At 59.9% G+C, this 18,451-nt stretch carries 15 protein-coding genes; 6 read left to right on the top strand and 9 right to left on the bottom strand.

Annotated features, from left to right (window positions below):
* Positions 1-300 precede the first annotated feature (300 nt).
* From nrdA to yfaE, 3 genes are read left to right on the top strand one after another with little or no spacing between them, the layout of a single operon-like run.
* Positions 301-2,586 carry a class 1a ribonucleoside-diphosphate reductase subunit alpha gene (gene nrdA, locus LLF79_RS01455; RefSeq protein ID WP_008500237.1) on the top strand — a complete coding sequence of 762 codons (2,286 nt, stop codon included), beginning with the start codon at positions 301-303 and terminating at the stop codon, positions 2,584-2,586.
* 54 nt (positions 2,587-2,640) lie between these two features.
* Positions 2,641-3,771, top strand: a complete 1,131-nt coding sequence (nrdB, locus tag LLF79_RS01450) for a class Ia ribonucleoside-diphosphate reductase subunit beta (RefSeq protein ID WP_008500235.1) — start codon at positions 2,641-2,643, stop codon at positions 3,769-3,771.
* Positions 3,771-4,025, top strand: a complete 255-nt coding sequence (gene yfaE, locus LLF79_RS01445; RefSeq protein ID WP_008500234.1) for a class I ribonucleotide reductase maintenance protein YfaE — start codon at positions 3,771-3,773, stop codon at positions 4,023-4,025. Before nrdB ends, yfaE begins: the two co-directional genes overlap by 1 nt.
* Positions 4,026-4,114: 89 nt before the next feature.
* Here yfaE and glpQ read toward each other — a convergent pair whose 3' ends face one another.
* Positions 4,115-5,170, bottom strand: a complete 1,056-nt coding sequence (gene glpQ, locus LLF79_RS01440) for a glycerophosphodiester phosphodiesterase (RefSeq protein WP_227879023.1) — start codon at positions 5,168-5,170, stop codon at positions 4,115-4,117.
* Between the two features lie 11 nt (positions 5,171-5,181).
* A complete protein-coding gene (glpT, locus tag LLF79_RS01435; RefSeq protein ID WP_021241541.1) occupies positions 5,182-6,534 on the bottom strand; it encodes a glycerol-3-phosphate transporter in 1,353 nt (450 codons plus the stop codon).
* A 250-nt stretch (positions 6,535-6,784) separates the two neighbouring features.
* Between glpT and glpA the strand changes: the two genes are divergently transcribed.
* The 3 genes from glpA to glpC are packed head-to-tail and all read left to right on the top strand — an operon-like array spanning position 6,785 to position 10,807.
* On the top strand, positions 6,785-8,413 hold the full coding sequence (glpA, locus tag LLF79_RS01430; protein ID WP_039266773.1) for an anaerobic glycerol-3-phosphate dehydrogenase subunit A: 1,629 nt from the start codon (positions 6,785-6,787) through the stop codon (positions 8,411-8,413).
* A complete protein-coding gene (gene glpB / locus LLF79_RS01425) occupies positions 8,403-9,620 on the top strand; it encodes a glycerol-3-phosphate dehydrogenase subunit GlpB (protein ID WP_045414676.1) in 1,218 nt (405 codons plus the stop codon). The genes glpA and glpB overlap by 11 nt, the downstream gene beginning before the upstream one ends.
* Positions 9,617-10,807, top strand: coding sequence for an anaerobic glycerol-3-phosphate dehydrogenase subunit GlpC (gene glpC / locus LLF79_RS01420; RefSeq protein ID WP_045414678.1), 1,191 nt, complete (start codon positions 9,617-9,619; stop codon positions 10,805-10,807). Before glpB ends, glpC begins: the two co-directional genes overlap by 4 nt.
* A gap of 33 nt (positions 10,808-10,840) precedes the next feature.
* On the opposite strand, the gene LLF79_RS01415 is transcribed toward glpC, so the two are convergent.
* From LLF79_RS01415 to menD, 7 genes are all read right to left on the bottom strand, one after another.
* A complete protein-coding gene (locus tag LLF79_RS01415) occupies positions 10,841-12,040 on the bottom strand; it encodes a nicotinamide mononucleotide deamidase-related protein YfaY (protein WP_021241545.1) in 1,200 nt (399 codons plus the stop codon).
* A gap of 94 nt (positions 12,041-12,134) precedes the next feature.
* Complete coding sequence (locus tag LLF79_RS01410; RefSeq protein ID WP_023294110.1) at positions 12,135-12,674, bottom strand: YfaZ family outer membrane protein; 540 nt, start codon at positions 12,672-12,674, stop codon at positions 12,135-12,137.
* Positions 12,675-12,798: 124 nt separating this feature from the next.
* On the bottom strand, positions 12,799-14,160 hold the full coding sequence (menE, locus tag LLF79_RS01405) for an o-succinylbenzoate--CoA ligase (protein ID WP_045414680.1): 1,362 nt from the start codon (positions 14,158-14,160) through the stop codon (positions 12,799-12,801).
* The gene (gene menC / locus LLF79_RS01400; protein ID WP_227879022.1) at positions 14,157-15,122 is read right to left on the bottom strand and encodes an o-succinylbenzoate synthase; all 966 of its coding nucleotides are present in this window, start codon (positions 15,120-15,122) and stop codon (positions 14,157-14,159) included. The genes menE and menC overlap by 4 nt, the downstream gene beginning before the upstream one ends.
* Complete coding sequence (gene menB, locus LLF79_RS01395) at positions 15,122-15,979, bottom strand: 1,4-dihydroxy-2-naphthoyl-CoA synthase (RefSeq protein ID WP_045414682.1); 858 nt, start codon at positions 15,977-15,979, stop codon at positions 15,122-15,124. The genes menC and menB overlap by 1 nt, the downstream gene beginning before the upstream one ends.
* On the bottom strand, positions 15,976-16,752 hold the full coding sequence (gene menH, locus LLF79_RS01390) for a 2-succinyl-6-hydroxy-2,4-cyclohexadiene-1-carboxylate synthase (protein WP_047747630.1): 777 nt from the start codon (positions 16,750-16,752) through the stop codon (positions 15,976-15,978). The genes menB and menH overlap by 4 nt, the downstream gene beginning before the upstream one ends.
* Positions 16,749-18,419, bottom strand: a complete 1,671-nt coding sequence (gene menD / locus LLF79_RS01385; RefSeq protein WP_065102618.1) for a 2-succinyl-5-enolpyruvyl-6-hydroxy-3-cyclohexene-1-carboxylic-acid synthase — start codon at positions 18,417-18,419, stop codon at positions 16,749-16,751. The genes menH and menD overlap by 4 nt, the downstream gene beginning before the upstream one ends.
* Positions 18,420-18,451: the final 32 nt, after the last annotated feature.

Below are 18,451 nucleotides of genomic sequence, written 5' to 3'. Positions count from 1 at the left end.
TCTGACCGCCCGTTGAAGAAATCAGCACTCGATCAAATTTTGAATTTTTTTTCTTAATTATTGACATGTCTTCCAGGCCTTACGGTACGAGGACTTAGCCTTTTTTACCCTTTCACAACCTCAATTTAACGTCAAAATCAACCCTTGTACTGAAAAGAATCCTTACTAGAATACTCACCATATAGCGTTTTTCTTATCGCAAACCCCCTATATGTAGTATTTATCCACAGAGTTAGTCACAAGACGGTTCTGTGGATAAGCGGGGGATATTTTTTTATTTCACGGACAGGTAAACCCCACATGAATCAGAGTCTGCTGGTGACAAAGCGCGACGGTACTACCGAGCGTATCAATCTGGACAAAATCCATCGAGTTCTCGACTGGGCAGCAGAAGGACTGAACAACGTATCTATCTCCCAGGTTGAACTGCGTTCACACATCCAGTTCTACGACGGCATCAAAACGTCTGATATCCACGAAACGATCATTAAAGCGGCGGCGGACCTCATCTCCCGCGAAGCACCGGATTATCAGTACCTCGCTGCACGTCTGGCGATTTTCCACCTGCGTAAAAAAGCCTACGGCCAGTTTGAGCCGCCGAAGCTTTACGATCACGTGGTGAAAATGGTTGAGCTGGGCAAATACGACACGCATCTGCTGGAAGACTATACGGAAGAAGAGTTCGAGCAGATGAACGGGTTTATCGATCACTGGCGCGACATGAACTTCTCCTACGCGGCGGTGAAGCAGCTCGAAGGCAAATACCTGGTTCAGAACCGTGTAACCGGTGAGATCTACGAAAGCGCCCAGTTCCTCTATATTCTGGTGGCTGCCTGCCTGTTCTCTAACTATCCGCGTGACACCCGTCTGGATTACGTGAAGCGTTTCTACGATGCGGTATCGACGTTCAAGATTTCACTGCCGACGCCAATCATGTCTGGCGTGCGCACCCCAACCCGTCAGTTCAGCTCCTGCGTACTGATCGAGTGCGGTGATAGCCTGGACTCCATCAACGCCACGTCCAGCGCCATTGTGAAATACGTTTCCCAGCGCGCCGGTATCGGCATCAACGCCGGCCGCATTCGTGCGCTGGGCAGCCCGATTCGCGGCGGTGAAGCGTTCCACACCGGCTGTATCCCGTTCTATAAGCACTTCCAGACGGCCGTAAAATCCTGCTCTCAGGGCGGCGTGCGCGGCGGTGCTGCGACCCTGTTCTACCCTATGTGGCACCTGGAAGTGGAAAGCCTGCTGGTCCTGAAAAACAACCGTGGTGTTGAAGGCAACCGCGTGCGTCACATGGACTACGGCGTGCAGATCAACAAGCTGATGTACACCCGCCTGCTGAAGGGCGAAGAGATCACCCTGTTCAGCCCGTCCGACGTCCCGGGCCTGTACGACGCGTTCTTCGCCGATCAGGACGAATTCGAGCGTCTGTACACCAAATACGAAAAGGACGACAGCATCCGCAAGCAGCGCGTGAAGGCGGTGGACCTGTTCTCCCTGATGATGCAGGAACGTGCCTCTACCGGCCGTATCTACATCCAGAACGTTGACCATTGCAACACCCACAGCCCGTTTGATCCGGTGGTTGCACCAGTGCGCCAGTCTAACCTGTGCCTGGAGATCGCCCTGCCGACCAAACCGCTGGAAGACGTGAACGACGAAAACGGTGAAATTGCGCTGTGTACGCTGTCCGCGTTCAACCTGGGTGCCATCAAGAGCCTGGACGAGCTGGAAGAGCTGGCCGTGCTGGCGGTTCGTGCGCTCGACGCCCTGCTGGACTACCAGGATTACCCAATCCCGGCCGCGAAACGCGGTGCGATGGGACGTCGTACCCTGGGTATCGGCGTGATCAACTTCGCCTACTGGCTGGCGAAAAACGGCAAGCGTTACTCCGACGGCAGCGCCAACAACCTGACGCACCAGACGTTCGAAGCGATTCAGTACTACCTGATGAAAGCGTCCAACGAGCTGGCGAAAGAGCAAGGCGCGTGCCCGTGGTTCAACGAAACCACCTACGCGAAAGGCATTCTGCCAATCGACACTTACAAGAAAGACCTGGATGCGATCGTCAGCGAGCCGCTGCACCTCGACTGGGAAGGCCTGCGCGAGTCCATCAAGACTCACGGCCTGCGTAACTCCACGCTCTCTGCCCTGATGCCGTCCGAGACCTCTTCGCAGATCTCTAACGCCACCAACGGTATTGAGCCGCCGCGCGGCCACGTCAGCATCAAAGCCTCGAAAGATGGCGTGCTGCGTCAGGTGGTGCCGGATTACGAGACGCTGGGTGACAACTACGAGCTGCTGTGGGAAATGCCAAACAACGACGGCTACCTGCAGCTGGTGGGTATCATGCAGAAGTTTATCGACCAGTCGATCTCTGCCAATACCAACTATGACCCGACGCGCTTCCCGTCCGGCAAGGTGCCGATGCAGCAGCTGTTGAAAGACCTGCTGACCGCCTATAAATTTGGCGTGAAAACGCTGTACTATCACAACACCCGTGACGGTGCGGAAGACGCGCAGGACGACCTGGTTCCGTCAATTCAGGACGATGGCTGCGAAAGCGGCGCATGTAAGATCTAATGTAAATGCCGGGTGGCGCTACGCTTACCCGGCCTACGTTTTTAGGACACACTCATGGCATATACCACCTTTTCACAGACGAAAAACGACCAGCTCAAAGAGCCGATGTTCTTCGGCCAGCCGGTCAACGTGGCACGCTACGATCAGCAAAAATATGACATCTTCGAAAAGCTGATTGAAAAGCAACTCTCCTTCTTCTGGCGTCCGGAAGAAGTGGACGTCTCCCGCGACCGTATTGACTACCAGTCTCTGCCGGATCACGAAAAACATATCTTCATCAGCAACCTGAAGTACCAGACGCTGCTGGACTCCATTCAGGGCCGTAGCCCGAACGTGGCGCTGCTGCCGCTGATCTCGATTCCTGAGCTGGAAACCTGGGTGGAAACCTGGGCGTTCTCTGAGACGATCCACTCCCGCTCTTACACCCACATCATCCGCAACATCGTGAACGATCCGGCGGTGGTGTTTGACGATATCGTCACCAACGAGCAGATCCAGAAGCGCGCGGAAGGCATTGCCCATTACTACGACGAGCTGATCGAGATGACCAGCTACTGGCACCTGCTGGGCGAAGGCACTCACCATGTGAACGGTAAAACCATCACCGTTAACCTGCGCGCGCTGAAAAAACAGCTGTACCTGTGCCTGATGAGCGTTAACGCGCTGGAAGCGATCCGCTTTTACGTCAGCTTCGCCTGCTCCTTCGCCTTTGCCGAGCGCAAGCTGATGGAAGGCAACGCCAAAATCATCCGTCTGATTGCCCGCGATGAAGCCCTGCACCTGACCGGTACCCAGCACATGCTGAACCTGCTGCGCAGCGGCACGGACGATCCGGAGATGGCGGAAATCGCCGAAGAGTGCAAGCAGGAGTGCTACGACCTGTTCGTGCTGGCGGCTCAGCAGGAGAAAGAGTGGGCAGACTACCTGTTCCGCGACGGCTCCATGATTGGCCTGAACAAAGACATCCTGTGCCAGTACGTTGAGTACATCACCAACATCCGCATGCAGGCGGTCGGTCTCGACCTGCCGTTCCAGACGCGCTCTAACCCTATCCCGTGGATCAACACCTGGCTGGTGTCCGATAACGTGCAGGTTGCGCCGCAGGAAGTGGAAGTGAGTTCTTATCTGGTCGGTCAGATTGATTCTGAAGTCAACACCGACGACCTGAGCGACTTCCAGCTCTGATGTCACGCGTCACGTTAAGTCTTTCCGGCACTGAGGTACTGTGTCGGGAAGAGCACCCTTCTCTGCTGGTGGCGCTTGAGGCGCATCAGGTCGAAGTAGAGTACCAGTGTCGTTCCGGCTACTGCGGCTCTTGCCGCTGCCGTCTGGTCGCCGGCCAGGTGGACTGGCTGACCGAACCACTGGCCTTTATCAACGAAGGGGAAATTTTGCCCTGCTGCTGCCGGGCAAAAGGCGATATCGAGATCGAGATGTGATGGTGTCGGGTGGCGCTTCGCTTACCCGACCTACAAAACCGCAGTTCGTAGGCCGGGTAAGGCGCAGCCGCCACCCGGCAATTTCAGCGTTAATCCTTCAGGAAGCTGACCGCTTTATCCGGGAAATCCGTAAACAGTCCGTCCACGCCCGCCTGGTTATATAACACCTCATAAAGCTGATTCACATCCGTGGCATACGGCGGCAGCTGGTCTGCACGCACGGTGTACGGATGCACCTGCATCTTGCTGGCATGCGCCTCTTTCACCATCGCCGTCAGCTTCACGTGTCCCGGCGTTGAGCCTTCCGCCACCAGCATGTGGTAATCCGGCCCGATGCCGTCGGCGTACTGCGCAATCTGCTTCATCGCGCCCGGCTTAAACATCCAGTCGTAGCTGTAGTTCACCCACTTGCCGTCCGGCTGCTTCTCCTGGGTTTCATTCCAGTCGGTATAGGCAATCAGCTGCACCAGATTGAGATCCATCCCCATCTTCGGCTCCAGCTCGGTTTTGATGCGCTTCAGCTCGGCGGCGTCAAAACACTGCAGGTAGACTTTGTCCTGCTTGCTGGTGTAGCCGTACTGTTTGAGCACCTCCAGCGTCTTCGCGGCAATGTCTTTCCCTTCCTGATGGTGGAACCATGGGGCTTTGATTTCCGGGTAGATGCCGATGTTTTTACCGGTGGAGTGGTTCAGTCCCTGAACAAACTCAATCTCTTCCTGGAAGGTCTGGATCCGGAAGTCAGATTTGCCCATCGGGAAACGTCCCGGATAGACCTGCACCTTCTTGCCGTTTTCAATCTCGAAGCCTTCGGTGAACTTCAGGGAGCGGATCTCCGCCAGCGTGAAGTCAATGGCGTAGAAGCGGCCATCTTTGCGGGCGCGATCCGGGAAACGCTCTGCTACGTCCGTCACGCGGTCAAGATAATGGTCGTGCAGGACGACAAGCTGGTCGTCCTTCGTCATCACCAGATCCTGCTCCAGGTAATCCGCCCCCTGCGCATAGGCCATCGCTTTTGCCGGCAGCGTATGCTCTGGCAGATAGCCGCTCGCACCGCGGTGGGCAATAACGATTTTATCCACCGCCAGCGCGGAGCCTGTCATCAGGCCCGCCAGCAGCAGGCCGGTTGCTAACTGAGTTAATTTCATCGCAAAGCTCCTTATTGACGACGCGCCAGCACTTCCGCGTGGTGACGTTTTTCACCGATCATCACAACAACCAGCAGCAGTACCGCCAGCACGCTGCCGCCGATCATCACCATAAAGCCGCCGTCCCAGCCGAAGAAGTCAACGGTATAGCCCACGATGGCGCTCGCCGCGACCGAACCGCCGAGGTAGCCGAACAGGCCCGTAAAGCCCGCCGCCGTTCCCGCCGCTTTCTTCGGCGCCAGCTCCAGGGCGTGCAGACCGATCAGCATCACCGGACCGTAAATCAGGAAGCCGATGACGATCATACAGGCCATATCCACACCCGGATTTCCCGGCGGGTTGAGCCAGTACACTACCGTCGCGATGGTCACCAGGGTCATAAAGAAGACGCCCGTCGCACCGCGGTTGCCCTTAAACACCTTGTCCGACATCCAGCCGCAAATCAGGGTGCCCGGGATACCGGCGTATTCATACAGGAAGTATGCCCAGGAGGATTTATCCAGCGCGAAGTGCTTCACCTCTTTCAGGTAGGTCGGGGACCAGTCCAGAATGCCGTAGCGCAGGAGATAAACGAACACGTTGGCGACCGCGATGTACCACAGCAGCTTGTTCGGCAGGACGTACTTCATGAAGATTTGCTTCGCGGTCAGCTCTTCTTCGTGCTTCTCGCTGTAATCATCCGGATAGTCATTTTTGTACTCTTCAATCGGCGGCAGGCCGCAGGACTGCGGCGTATCGCGCATCAGGGCGAAAGCAATAATCGCCACCAGAATGGCACCAAAGGCAGGCATATAGAGCGCCGCGTGCCAGTCGTTGAACCAGGCCATCCCCAGCAGGAACAGCAGCGGCGGAATACCGCCGCCCACGTTATGGGCGCAGTTCCACACCGACACGATGCCGCCGCGCTCTTTCTGCGACCACCAGTGCACCATGGTGCGTCCGCACGGCGGCCACCCCATTCCCTGGAACCAGCCGCAGAGGAACAGCAGCACGAACATGATGGCAATGCTGGAGGTTGCCCATGGCACAAAGCCCATAAACAGCATCACCGCTGCCGCCAGGATCAGACCGGCAGGCAGGAACACGCGCGGATTCGAGCGATCCGACACGGAACCCATGATGAATTTGGAAAAACCGTAGGCGATGGATATCCCCGACAGCGCGAACCCCAGATCGCCGCGGGAGAAGCCCTGCTCCACCAGATACGGCATGGCGAGCGCGAAGTTTTTACGTACAAGGTAGTACGCCGCATACCCGAAGAAGATCCCCAGGAAGATTTGCCAACGCAGACGGCGATAGAGCGGATCTATTTCTGCCTCTGGCAGACGCGCCCTGTGGGGCGCAGGTTTGAAGATACTGAGCATAACAGCCTCCGTGGCCTTGAAATGAATGAGCAGGTGGCTCGCACCTGAATTCCAGAGGCGGGGATGTTAAAAATCACGGTGATTGTTACTGTGAATCAACGCACAGATTGTTACAGAAATATGACAGAATGCGCAAAAAAGCGCATGAAATCACGTTTCACTTTCGAATTCCGCGCGTTTATGTTCGAAATCAAACAAACCACAAAATTACTATGGCTAAATGATAAAAAACGAACATAGAGGGTAAACAATGACCAGTCACGATCCTCGTTATAGTGATGTGATAATCATTGGTGGTGGCGCAACCGGCGCCGGGATCGCGCGCGATTGCGCCCTTCGCGGCTTAAGCGTTACGCTTCTGGAACGCCATGATATCGCCACGGGCGCAACCGGACGGAACCACGGCCTGCTGCACAGCGGCGCCCGGTATGCGGTCACCGACGCGGAATCCGCGCGCGAATGTATTGCTGAAAACCAGATTCTCAAGCGTATCGCCCGCCACTGCATTGAGCCGACCGACGGCCTCTTTATTACCCTTCCCGAAGATGACCTCGCCTTTCAGGACACCTTTATTACCGCCTGCACTGCCGCGGGCATTCAGGCGGAGGCCATGGATCCGGCGCTGGCGCGGCGGCTGGAACCGTCGGTCAACCCGGCGCTTATCGGCGCGGTGAAAGTCCCTGACGGTACCGTCGATCCGTTCCGCCTGACCGCCGCCAACATGCTGGACGCCCGTGAGCATGGCGCACGCATTCTGACCGGACATGAAGTGACCGGGCTTATTCGCGAAGGTCATCGCATCTGTGGGGTGCGGGTGTTTGATACGCAGTACAACGAGCACGGCGAGCTGTATGCCGCCGTAGTGGTTAACGCGGCGGGGATCTGGGGCCAGCGTATAGCGGAATATGCGGACCTGTCGGTGCGCATGTTCCCGGCGAAAGGCTCGCTGCTGATCCTCGACCACCGCATCAATAACCACGTGATTAACCGCTGCCGCAAGCCGTCTGACGCCGATATCCTCGTTCCGGGCGACACCATTTCGTTAATCGGGACGACTTCAACGCACGTGGACTACAGCGAGATTGATTACAACCGCGTCACCGCTGAAGAGGTAGATATCCTGCTGCGGGAAGGGGAAAAACTGGCCCCGGTGATGGCGCAGACGCGGATTCTGCGCGCCTACGCGGGCGTGCGTCCGCTGGTCGCCAGCGACAACGACCCGAGCGGACGGAACGTCAGCCGGGGCATCGTGCTGCTCGATCACGCCGCGCGCGACGGCATGGACGGGTTTATCACCATCACCGGCGGCAAGCTGATGACCTATCGCCTGATGGCCGAGTGGGCGACCGATGCCGTCTGCCGCAAGCTCGGAAATACCGAGCCGTGCGTCACGGCAGAACAGCCGCTGCCGGGATCGCGTCAGTCCACCGAAAAAACGCTGCAGAAAATCATCTCCCTGCCCGCGCCGCTGCGCGGGTCCGCGGTATACCGCCACGGCGACAGAACGCCACCGTGGCTTGGTGAAGGAAGATTGAGCCGCAGCCTGGTGTGCGAGTGCGAAGCCGTGACGGCCGGTGAAGTGCAGTACGCGGTGGAGAACCTGACGGTCAACAGCCTGCTCGATCTCCGCCGCCGCACCCGCGTCGGAATGGGGACCTGTCAGGGCGAACTGTGCGCCTGCCGAGCTGCGGGGCTGTTGCAGCGTTTTCATACCACCACCGCCACCCAGTCGCTCGATCAGCTCAGCGCGTTTTTAAACGAGCGCTGGAAAGGCATTCAGCCTGTCGCCTGGGGCGATGCCCTGCGTGAAAGTGAATTTACCCGCTGGGTCTACCAGGGGCTTTGCGGTCTTGAGAAGGAGCAACACGATGAAATTTGATACCGTGATTGTCGGCGGCGGGCTGGCGGGCCTGCTCTGCGGCATTAAGCTCACGAAGCAGGGGCTGCGCTGCGCCATTATCACCCGGGGGCAGAGCGCCCTGCACTTCTCGTCGGGCTCGCTGGATCTGGTGGACGAAGCGTACCGCGATAAGCTGCCGCCGGAGCACCCGTATCACCTGGTTGGTGCACAGCATATTGACCGCTTTGCGCTGGAAACCGAAGCGCTGCTGGCGGAGTGCGGCGCGCGTCTGCAGGGCAGCGCCAGGTTCAATCACCAGCGCGTTACGCCGCTAGGCACCCTGCGTTCCGCCTGGCTCAGCCCGGAGGAAGTGCCCGTTGCCCCCATTCACGCGGGACGCGTGCGGGTGGTAGGGATTAGCGGCTTTCTGGATTTTCAGCCCCATCTCGCGGCGGCGTCACTTTGTCGCCAGGGCGTTAACGCCGAAACGGCAGAGATAGAGCTGCCTGAGCTTGATGTCCTGCGCGAGAACCCGAGCGAATTTCGCGCGGTGAATATCGCCCGTTTTCTGGATAACGAGGACAAATGGCCGCTGCTGTATGAGGCGCTCAGCCCGCTTGCGGAAGGATGCGATGCGCTATTGATGCCCGCGTGCTTTGGCCTGAACGATAACCGACTCTGGCGCTGGCTCTCAGACTGTCTGCCCTGCACGCTCGGTTTGTTGCCCACGCTGCCCCCGTCTGTCCCCGGTATTCGCCTGCATACCCAGCTCCAGCGTAAGTTTGTTGCGCAGGGTGGCGTCTGGATGGCCGGTGATGAAGTGAAAAAAATCACCCTGACAGACGGCGCGGTGAGCGAAATCTGGACGCGCAGCCACGACGATATTCCGCTTCGCGCCCGCTATACGGTGCTGGCAAGCGGCAGCTTCTTCAGCAACGGGCTGCTGAGCAGCCGGGAGGGCATCCGGGAAGCCATTATGGGGCTGGATGTTCGCCAGCGAGCCTCCCGCGCGGACTGGTATCAGAGTGATTTCTTCTCGCCGCAGCCCTGGCAGCAGTTCGGCGTGATTGTCGATAACCACCTGCATCCGCAGCTTGCCGGTAAGCCCGTCAGTAATCTCTTTGCCATCGGCTCGCTGCTGGGCGGGTACGATCCCATTACCCAGGGATGCGGTGGCGGAGTCTGCGCCGTCACGGCGCTGTATGTGGCAGAGCAGATTAGCCAGCGCACGGAGGCTGAACAATGAACGATACCCGTTTTGAAAGCTGCATCAAATGCACGGTGTGTACCACCGTCTGCCCGGTCAGCGGCGTGAACCCACGCTATCCCGGGCCAAAGCAGGCCGGGCCGGACGGCGAGCGTCTGCGCCTGAAGGACGGCAAGCTGTACGATGAAGCGCTGAAATACTGCATTAACTGCAAACGCTGCGAAGTCGCCTGCCCGTCGGATGTGAAAATCGGCGATATTATCCAGCGCGCCCGGGCGCGCTACAGCACGCAAAAGCCGTCTCTGCGGGACGCGATTCTGAGCCACACCGATCTGATGGGCAGCGTCTCGACGCCGTTTGCCCCGCTGGTGAATGCCGCGACCGCTCTCAAACCGGTGCGCCAGCTGCTGGATGCCACGCTGAAGATAGACCATCACCGCAGCCTGCCGAAATATTCTCACGGCACCTTCCGCCGCTGGTATAAATCCGTGGCGGCGGAGCAGGCGCAGTACGCCGAGCAGGTGGCTTTTTTCCACGGCTGCTACGTGAATTACAACCACCCGCAGCTGGGTAAAGATCTGCTGAAGGTGCTGAACGCCATGGGAACGGGCGTTCAGCTACTGAATAAAGAAAAGTGCTGCGGCGTGCCGCTGATTGCTAACGGGTTTACCGATAAAGCACGCAGGCAGGCTCAAAGCAATGTCACCTCCCTGCGCGAGGCGATTGTCGAGAAAGGCATACCGGTATTGGCGACCTCATCCACCTGTACCTTCACCCTGCGCGACGAGTATCCGCATCTGCTGGACGTGGACAACACCGGCCTGCGCGAGCACATCGAGCTGGCGACGCGCTTCCTGTGGCGCAAGCTGGACAGCGGACAGACGTTGCCGCTGGGGAAATTGCCGCTGAAAGTGGTGTACCACACGCCGTGTCATATGGAGAAAATGGGCTGGTCGCTCTATACGCTGGAGCTGCTGCGGTTAATTCCGGGGCTGGAGCTGACGGTGCTGGATTCACGCTGCTGCGGGATTGCGGGAACCTACGGCTTTAAGCGTGAAAACTATGACACGTCGCAGGCGATCGGCGCCCCGCTGTTCCGTCAGATTGAGGAGAGCGGCGCGGATATCGTGGTGACGGACTGCGAAACCTGCAAGTGGCAGATTGAGATGTCCACCAGCAAGCGCTGCGAGCATCCGATTACGCTGCTGGCAAAGGCGCTCGGGTGAACATGGCCGGGGCGAAAGGCCCCGGCACAGGCGTTACTCCACGAACAGCGATTCAACCACGTTAATCCAGCCGTGCTCGCTGGCCACCTCTTTGCCATTCAGCCAGCGGCGCAGCATGTTCAGCGCCATCATGGCGCACACCTCCTGACGCACCGCCAGGCTGTGGCGGGTAATGCTCATTTTTACCCGCAGGGCGTGGGTGCCCTCGGGCGTCGCCAGCGCGAAGTTGAGGTATTCCTCATCCAGCCCGCCGACAAACAGCGCCAGACCGGCAAAATGCTTCACCCTTCTCTCGGACGCCCAGCGGGCGGTTTGCGCGAGAGTCTCCTGCTGGAACGGCACCACTTCGCTGGCCAGCAGCGGCGCGTTGACGCGCGACAGCTGAAGTGCCAGCAGGCCACCGGTGAACTGCTCGCTTAAGGTCACGCTCAGCTGACGCGACTGCAGATGCTTCGCAATCTGCGCCGGTAGCCCTTCCGTGCCTTCAAAGATCAGGCTTTCACCCGCTACGCGCTGCACCTCAGGCCACAGCGCCAGCATCGCCTCTTTCTGGGTGGCCGGTCCGGTCAGCTTAAGCTCAATGATCGGCATGGAGGAGCGATAGCCCATAGACACGCCCGGCGGGAGTGAGAGGTGATCGAGGCTCTGAGCCAGATCGCTTTCCGAACGGCCAAAAGTGGTCAGACGCAGGCACAGCGGGGGTTCCGGCAGGGTAAAACGCTGGCGAAGGCGCGGCAGGATCTGCTGCTCGACCATCACTTTAAATTCTGAGGGCACGCCCGGCGTAAAGAACATCAGGCAGCGGTTCAGCTGCATGGCAAACCCGCACGCGGTACCGACCGGGTTATCGACCAGTTCAGCACTGGCGGGAATTTCAGCCTGTTTGCGGTTGCTGGGGGCCATGACGCGGCCACGTTCGGAGAAAAAGCGCGCCATCTGCGAGAGCCACGCCTCATGCAGCACCAGCCCTTCGCCTTTTGCGGTCGCGGCGGCCAGGGCACTGAGATCGTCACTGGTGGGGCCGAGCCCGCCGTTCACAATCAGCACGTCGCACTGTTCACTGCGCTCGCGCAGAACAGCGACCAGTGATTCAAGATTGTCGCCCACCGTATTGCGGCGCGTTAACGGTAATCCTTGCTCAAAGAAAAGATCGGCAAGCCAGGCAGCATTGGTATCAATAATTTGTCCATGCAGCACTTCGTCGCCGGTGGATAACATCTCCACGTTAATCATTGTGTTCTCCCGCTTATTTGGTCAAAACACTATAGCGCAAACGCGGGGTGGAGAAGAGGAGAAACTGGCGCGACAGCATGCCGCGCCGGAGAGATTAGAAGCCTGCGCTCACGCCCACGTACGGACCGTCGGCCAGCGCGTTGTCGCGGTTGCCGTCTTTACCGGCCAGGTTCAGATAGCGATAGCCTGCTTCGATGGTGATTGGACGCATGATGGTCCAGCGCGCGCCGGCGTTGGCTTCCTCATAGCTGTCGATACCGCTTGAGAGGGAATCAGGAGAGTAGTAGTACTCGCCAAACAGGCCGAAGCTGTCGCCAATTTTCCACTGCAGGCCGCCGCCCACTGCCGCCGCATATCCTTCGTCACCGTCATTTGGGTTGGTATAGATACCTTTACCGCCGACAGTCGCCAGGAACGGGCCCAGAGGAATGTTGAGGCCCAGGCCGAGGCTTGCCGCGTCGCCGTCGTCATCGTTATGCGTCCAGCCGCCGGTCATCGCCAGACCGGATGTCTCGGTCCCCATGCCGAAGCCCAGGTGGGTATAATCCTGACCCGCCGAGCCGTTAATGCTAATGGCGTTCGCCGCCGCAGATACAACCATCAGGCCGAAGCCCAGTAATGCCACTTTTTTCATTGTCGTGATCCCGCACAATTTTTATAGAGAAGTCCCAAAACCGCGAGATTTTAACCTGGGTCTTCCGGGGATCAAGCACTCTGCGTGCGGCAGGCCAGTAGATTGTAACTATTTGAAACGGCTATTATCCCTTCAGCGTTGCGTTCACCCACTCCTGCAGCGCGCGGCGCGAAACTTTAATGCCGCCATTTTTGAGTTCGGTCGGCAAAAGCAGCCAGCGGACGGGTTGCTCAAAACGCGCCACCTTGTCCCTGACCCAGTCGGGTAAAGTGGTGATATCCGTTCCCGGCTCGCACTCCACCACCGCCACCGGACGTTGCCCGAACTCAGCGTCGTCCAGCGGAACGATAAACACCTGGTTAACCTGCGGGTGCGTGGCGATAACGCGCTCGAGCGATTCCGGCTGGATCCCTTCTCCGCCGCTAAAAAAGAGGTTATCCATGCGGCCGAGGATCGTCAGACGGCCGTCATGCCATTCGCCGCGATCGCGGGTGGCGAACCATCCCTGCGCGTTGGTCAGCGGAATCAGTTCGCCATCCCGCCAGTAGCCTGAGGCCATGCTTTGCGCTCTGATCCAGACTTCACCGTTAACGACCTGCACCTCTCTGCCCGGCAGCGCACGGCCCACGTCCGGCTCGCCATCCGCCTCTTTCGCACAGACGGTAGAGGCAAACTCGGTCAGACCGTAGCCGCAGAAGGTGCGTATATCCTGCTCTCGCGCCTGTTCGGTCAATTCCACAGGGATGGCCGCCCCGCCCAGCAGCACCGCTTTCAGTGCGACAGGCTGGTGGGCATTAAGCAGACGCCAGAGCTGGGTTGGCACCAGCGAGGCGTGGGTGCAGCCGCACAGCGCCTGCTCCAGAGGCTGTTTCTCGCGCACGGTTAACCGCGCGCCAGCCTGCAGCCAGCGCCATAAAATCCCCTGGCCGGAAACGTGAAACAGCGGCAGCGAAAGCAGCCAGTCGTCATCTTCACCGTAGGGCATCAGCGCCAAAACGCCGCGCGCGCTGGCAAGATGGGCCTCGCAGGTATGGACCGCCGCTTTCGGCAGTCCTGTGGAGCCTGAGGTCAGCGTCATGGAGGCCAGCCGCGCCGGTTGCCACGCAGCGCAATACGCATCGGCGGTCTCGCGCATGCTCAGGGCAGGAAGGCCGTCGTAGCTGCCGTCCAGCACCAGCGCAAAGCGCAGCGTCATCTGCGGGAGCAGCACGTCCAGCAGCGGGCGCGGCAGCTGCGGATTAACGGGAAGAATACGCGCCCCGCACTGGAGCAGAGCCAGCCACGCCAGCAGGGTGTGCGGGTGGTTATGGGCCAGCAGCAGCACGCCGTCGCCCTCCTCCACGCCCTGACGGTGAAAGCCCGCCGCAAGGCTGTCGATGCGCGCGCACAGCTGTTGCCAGCTGAGCACCTCGTCGTTCAGCCTCAGAGCCGGTTTATCGGCAAATTGCGCACGCCAGTGCCGCCACGGCCAGTCGGTAAAACTCATCGCAACGGCTCCAGCGCCGCGACGTCGAGGCACGGCAGCGCGCTGTCCGGCCACGGGCGAAGAAGCTGAGCCTGCATCAGGTTCAGCGTGTCGAGGCCGGGGACCGTGTCAGGCGTTAACCAGGCGGCAATGCGCGCCAGCTGGGTTAGCCCAAGGCTGGACTCAATCGACGAGCTGATGACCGCCGTCAGCCCTAAGGCGTGCGCCGCCGCGACCTGCTCGCGCACTTTCGCCAGGCTGCCGGTCAACGTCGGTTTAATCACTACCGCGCTGACGCCGGGCTCTGCAGCAAATTCAAAATCGGCCTCGCGCAGGCTTTCATCCCAGGCGATGGCAATCCCCGTTTCGCGGGCGAACGCGCGCGAATCCTCGCGGGTTTTGCACGGCTCTTCGAGGAAGGCAATGCGGCTGCGGTACGCCGGATTGACGTACTTTGCAAACTGCTGCGCCTTAAGCGGCGTCCAGGCGCGGTTGGCGTCCAGACGCAGATGCAGATCGGGGATCGCCTCCAGCAGCAGGTTGGCGACCATGCCGTCACGCACCGCTTCATAAAGCCCGACTTTGATTTTCGCGACCTTCTCGCCCGGCATGGCGGAGAGCTGCGCGAACAGCTCGTCCGGATCGCCCGTACAGAGCGGCGCCGCGCGGTAATTCCCCGCTTCCGGCAGGCTGCCGTACAGCTCCGCCAGCGCACAGCTGATACCAAAGGCCGCGGAAGGGACGTCCGGCAGCGCCGGATCCGCCCCCTCGCGCCACGCGTCCGCCCACGCCAGCAAGGCCGCCCGCGCGTCATCCAGCGACTCGAGGCTAAAGCCCGGCAGAGGCGAAATCTCGCCCCAGCCTTCCCGCTCGTCCTGCTGCAGATGCACGAAGAAACCGTCACGGGTTTTTAACCGCCGTTCACGCAGCACCACGCCCGCGTCCATCGGTATCTGCCAGCGGTAAACCTGCGCGCGACGCATTACGGGTTCCGTTTGTATTTGCTGAAGTCTGGCTGGCGTTTTTCGTTAAACGCGTTGCGCCCTTCCTGACCCTCTTCGGTCATGTAGAACAGCATGGTGGCGTTACCCGCCAGCTCCTGCAGACCCGCCTGACCGTCGCAGTCGGCGTTGAGTGCCGCTTTCAGGCAGCGCAGCGCCATCGGGCTGTTTTGCAGCATTTCGCGACACCAGCGCACGGTCTCTTTTTCGAGATTGGCAAGCGGCACCACGGTATTCACCAGGCCCATATCCAGCGCTTCCTGCGCGTTGTACTGACGGCACAGGAACCAGATTTCACGGGCTTTTTTCTGCCCGACGATGCGCGCCATGTAGGAGGCACCCCAGCCGCCGTCGAAAGATCCCACTTTCGGGCCGGTCTGGCCGAAGATGGCGTTTTCAGCGGCAATGGTCAGGTCGCACATCATGTGCAGCACGTGGCCGCCACCGATGGAGTAGCCCGCCACCATCGCCACCACCGGTTTTGGACAGGTGCGGATCTGACGCTGGAAATCGAGGACGTTCAGGTGGTGCGTACCCGCATCGTCCTGGTATCCGCCGTAGTCGCCGCGCACTTTCTGATCGCCACCGGAGCAGAACGCTTTCTCGCCTTCGCCGGTCAGGACAATCACGCCGATATTGTCGTCATAGCGCGCATCCGCCAGGGCCTGAATCATCTCTTTCACGGTCAGCGGACGGAAGGCGTTACGCACCTGCGGGCGGTTGATGGTGATTTTGGCAATACCGTCGGTGGATTTGTGGTAACGAATGTCGGTGTAGCCTTCGGAGCAGTCCTGCCATTCAACCGGGGCGTAAAGCATGTGTTCATCAGGATAGATCATAGAGTGTCCTTTATTCGAAGACGCAGTATCTGAGCCAGACTCGCGGCAACCGCGTCGGGGTTTTCCCGGTGGGCGTTGTGTCCGGCGTTGGGAATTGCATGGCAGACGGCGCTCAGCTCCGCAGCAAGGGCCGCAAACTTCTCATCACGTTCGCCATAGAGATAATCAAAAGTGAAATCACGTGCGCTGAGCGCGGTACGCAGGTCGGGCTGCACGGCCAGCGACGTCGCCTCGAGCATCATCGCCAGCGCCGCGCCGTTGTTCTGGCTGCGCAGGGTAATCAGCGCGTCGCGCTGGGCGTCCGTCAGGGAGGCAAACACGGGCTGTTGGTACCAGTCAGCGAACACCTTTTCCAGCGGTTCGCTGCGAAAACGCGTCGCCCAGCGGCGGTCTGATGCCAGCCGCGCCTGTCGCGCATCGGCATCCTGCAGGCCCGGATGGCCGCCTTCTACCGTCACGCCCAACAGCCCCTTCGGCTGCTGGCAGGCATGGAACATCGCAATGCGGCCGCCGAGGGAGTACCCGACGAGCCAGAATTTCAGTATGTTGTAACTAATCAAAGTTCGGGTAAGCAACGCGCTCATCTCGTCGAAGCCCGTCACGCCCAGATTCCGGGATCCGCCGTGTCCCGGCAGATCCAGATACAGCCTGGGGTAATCGCAAAGCCGCTCACCAACACCCTGCCACTCGCGGCAATCGCCGGAAAAACCGTGCAAAAAGACCAGCCAGGGATAGCCTGGTTTTCCAGCCTGCTGCACGCCCGAGAGGATCACAGCTGGCTCACCTGCGCCAGCAGGCTTTGCAGGGCCTGCGCACCGTCAGCCTCGTTAACTACCAGCTCAATCAGCGTCGCGCCGGGCTGCTTCCAGGCGGAGCTTAGCGCCGCATCCAGCTGTTCCCAGCTTTCCGGGCGATGATATTTCAGGCTGAACATCGCCGCGGCGTGTTCGAACTGCACGTTCTGCGGCATCAGATAGAAGCGCTCGCGCTCGCTCTGCGGCGTGGGCAGCAGGGAGAAAATCTGCCCGCCGTTGTTGTTAACCACGATCAGCACAAACGGGGCAGACGCCTGACGCAGCAGCGCCAGCGCGTTGAGATCGTAAAGCGCGGAGAGATCCCCCACGATGGCCAGCGTCGATTTTGCGCTGGCGCGCTGCACGCCCGCCGCCGTAGAGATCAGCCCGTCGATGCCGCTGGCGCCACGGTTGCTGTACACCGGGTAGCCCGCTGGCAGCTGCGAAAAGGCGTCAATCAGCCGCACGACCAGGCTGTTGCCGACAAACAGCTGCCCCTGCTCGGGCAGGTACTGGCGAATACGGTGCGCCAGCCCGGCCTCGCTGAACGCTTCACAGCGCGCATGGGTCAATTCCCACGCCTGGCGCGACAGGTCCGGGAGGGTAGCCGCCCAGGGTTTGCGTTTTTCAGCCGGATGGAGCGCCAGCCAGGCGTCGATACGGCTGACCAGACGACGACCGCGGTGGTGCGCCGGATCAAGACGCCCTTCCAGCGCGTCCACCAGCCAGTATTCGTCCGGTGTGCAGGTGGCCTGCCACTGCAGTAACCGCTTGCCGGTTAAACTCGATCCAAGCTGGACCACAATCTGCGCCTGCGACAGCTCGGTGACCGCTTTGGCATTACCCAGCCAGAGATCCGCGCACGGCAGCGGCTGACCGGTCTGGGAAAGCACGTCGCCGATCAGCGGCCAGCCCAGGGTTTGCGCCCATTCGGCGACCAGCTTGCCTTCGGCAGGGCTCATGCGCCCGGCGATAACCACGCCGCGCTTCTGCCGCCAGAAGAACCAGTCGCGCTGTTTCGCGCTCTCAAGGTGCGTCTGCTCGCGCAGCCACGGTTTCTCACTCCCCCACCAGTCACCGAGAGACTGCTGCCAGTCAAGACCCGTGTCGTCCAGCTCGCCGTACAGCGGCTCGGCAAACGGGCAGTTGATATGCAGCGCCCCGCCGCGCAGCGTCTCCATGGCGTGATCGACGGTGGAGACCAGCCAGCTCGCCGGAATATCCTGGGTGGGACGCGACAGCGAAATCGTCTGCGAAGGATGCGAAGAAAAGAGCCCCGGCTGACGGATGGCCTGATTGGCGCCGCAGTCGATAAGCTCAGGGGGACGATCGGCCGTCAGCAGAATCAGCTTTTCACCGGTTAACCCGGCTTCAATCAGGGCCGGATAGAGGTTCGCCACGGCAGTACCGGAAGTGACAATCACCGCCACGGGTTCTTTGCTGACCTTCGCCAGACCCAGCGCGAGATGCCCGAGGCCACGCTCATCAAAGTGGGTGTGGTGAATCAACGCCCGGTTTTCGGCGGCCGCCAGCGTCAGCGGCGTTGAGCGAGAACCCGGTGCAATACACACGTGCCTGACGCCATGGCGCGTCAGGGCTTCAAGGATCACCGCCGCCCAGCGTCGGTTAAAAGAACTTACTGACATGAGATTGTCCGGTATCAAGAATGCGACACAGT

Origin of the sequence: Enterobacter cloacae complex sp. 2021EL-01169, assembly GCF_020733125.1 — a bacterium.
Lineage (GTDB): Bacteria > Pseudomonadota > Gammaproteobacteria > Enterobacterales > Enterobacteriaceae > Enterobacter > Enterobacter roggenkampii.
Note: the sequence above shows the minus strand (reverse complement) of the source record. Positions and strands in the feature narration are given on the sequence as shown.

Coding starts and splice junctions, on each gene's coding strand:
- nrdA (WP_008500237.1), top strand. CDS start 301: ATGAATCAGAGTCTGCTGGTGACAAAGCGCGACGGTACTACCGAGCGT.
- nrdB (WP_008500235.1), top strand. CDS start 2,641: ATGGCATATACCACCTTTTCACAGACGAAAAACGACCAGCTCAAAGAG.
- yfaE (WP_008500234.1), top strand. CDS start 3,771: ATGTCACGCGTCACGTTAAGTCTTTCCGGCACTGAGGTACTGTGTCGG.
- glpQ (WP_227879023.1), bottom strand. CDS start 5,170: ATGAAATTAACTCAGTTAGCAACCGGCCTGCTGCTGGCGGGCCTGATG.
- glpT (WP_021241541.1), bottom strand. CDS start 6,534: ATGCTCAGTATCTTCAAACCTGCGCCCCACAGGGCGCGTCTGCCAGAG.
- glpA (WP_039266773.1), top strand. CDS start 6,785: ATGACCAGTCACGATCCTCGTTATAGTGATGTGATAATCATTGGTGGT.
- glpB (WP_045414676.1), top strand. CDS start 8,403: ATGAAATTTGATACCGTGATTGTCGGCGGCGGGCTGGCGGGCCTGCTC.
- glpC (WP_045414678.1), top strand. CDS start 9,617: ATGAACGATACCCGTTTTGAAAGCTGCATCAAATGCACGGTGTGTACC.
- LLF79_RS01415 (WP_021241545.1), bottom strand. CDS start 12,040: ATGATTAACGTGGAGATGTTATCCACCGGCGACGAAGTGCTGCATGGA.
- LLF79_RS01410 (WP_023294110.1), bottom strand. CDS start 12,674: ATGAAAAAAGTGGCATTACTGGGCTTCGGCCTGATGGTTGTATCTGCG.
- menE (WP_045414680.1), bottom strand. CDS start 14,160: ATGAGTTTTACCGACTGGCCGTGGCGGCACTGGCGTGCGCAATTTGCC.
- menC (WP_227879022.1), bottom strand. CDS start 15,122: ATGCGTCGCGCGCAGGTTTACCGCTGGCAGATACCGATGGACGCGGGC.
- menB (WP_045414682.1), bottom strand. CDS start 15,979: ATGATCTATCCTGATGAACACATGCTTTACGCCCCGGTTGAATGGCAG.
- menD (WP_065102618.1), bottom strand. CDS start 18,419: ATGTCAGTAAGTTCTTTTAACCGACGCTGGGCGGCGGTGATCCTTGAA.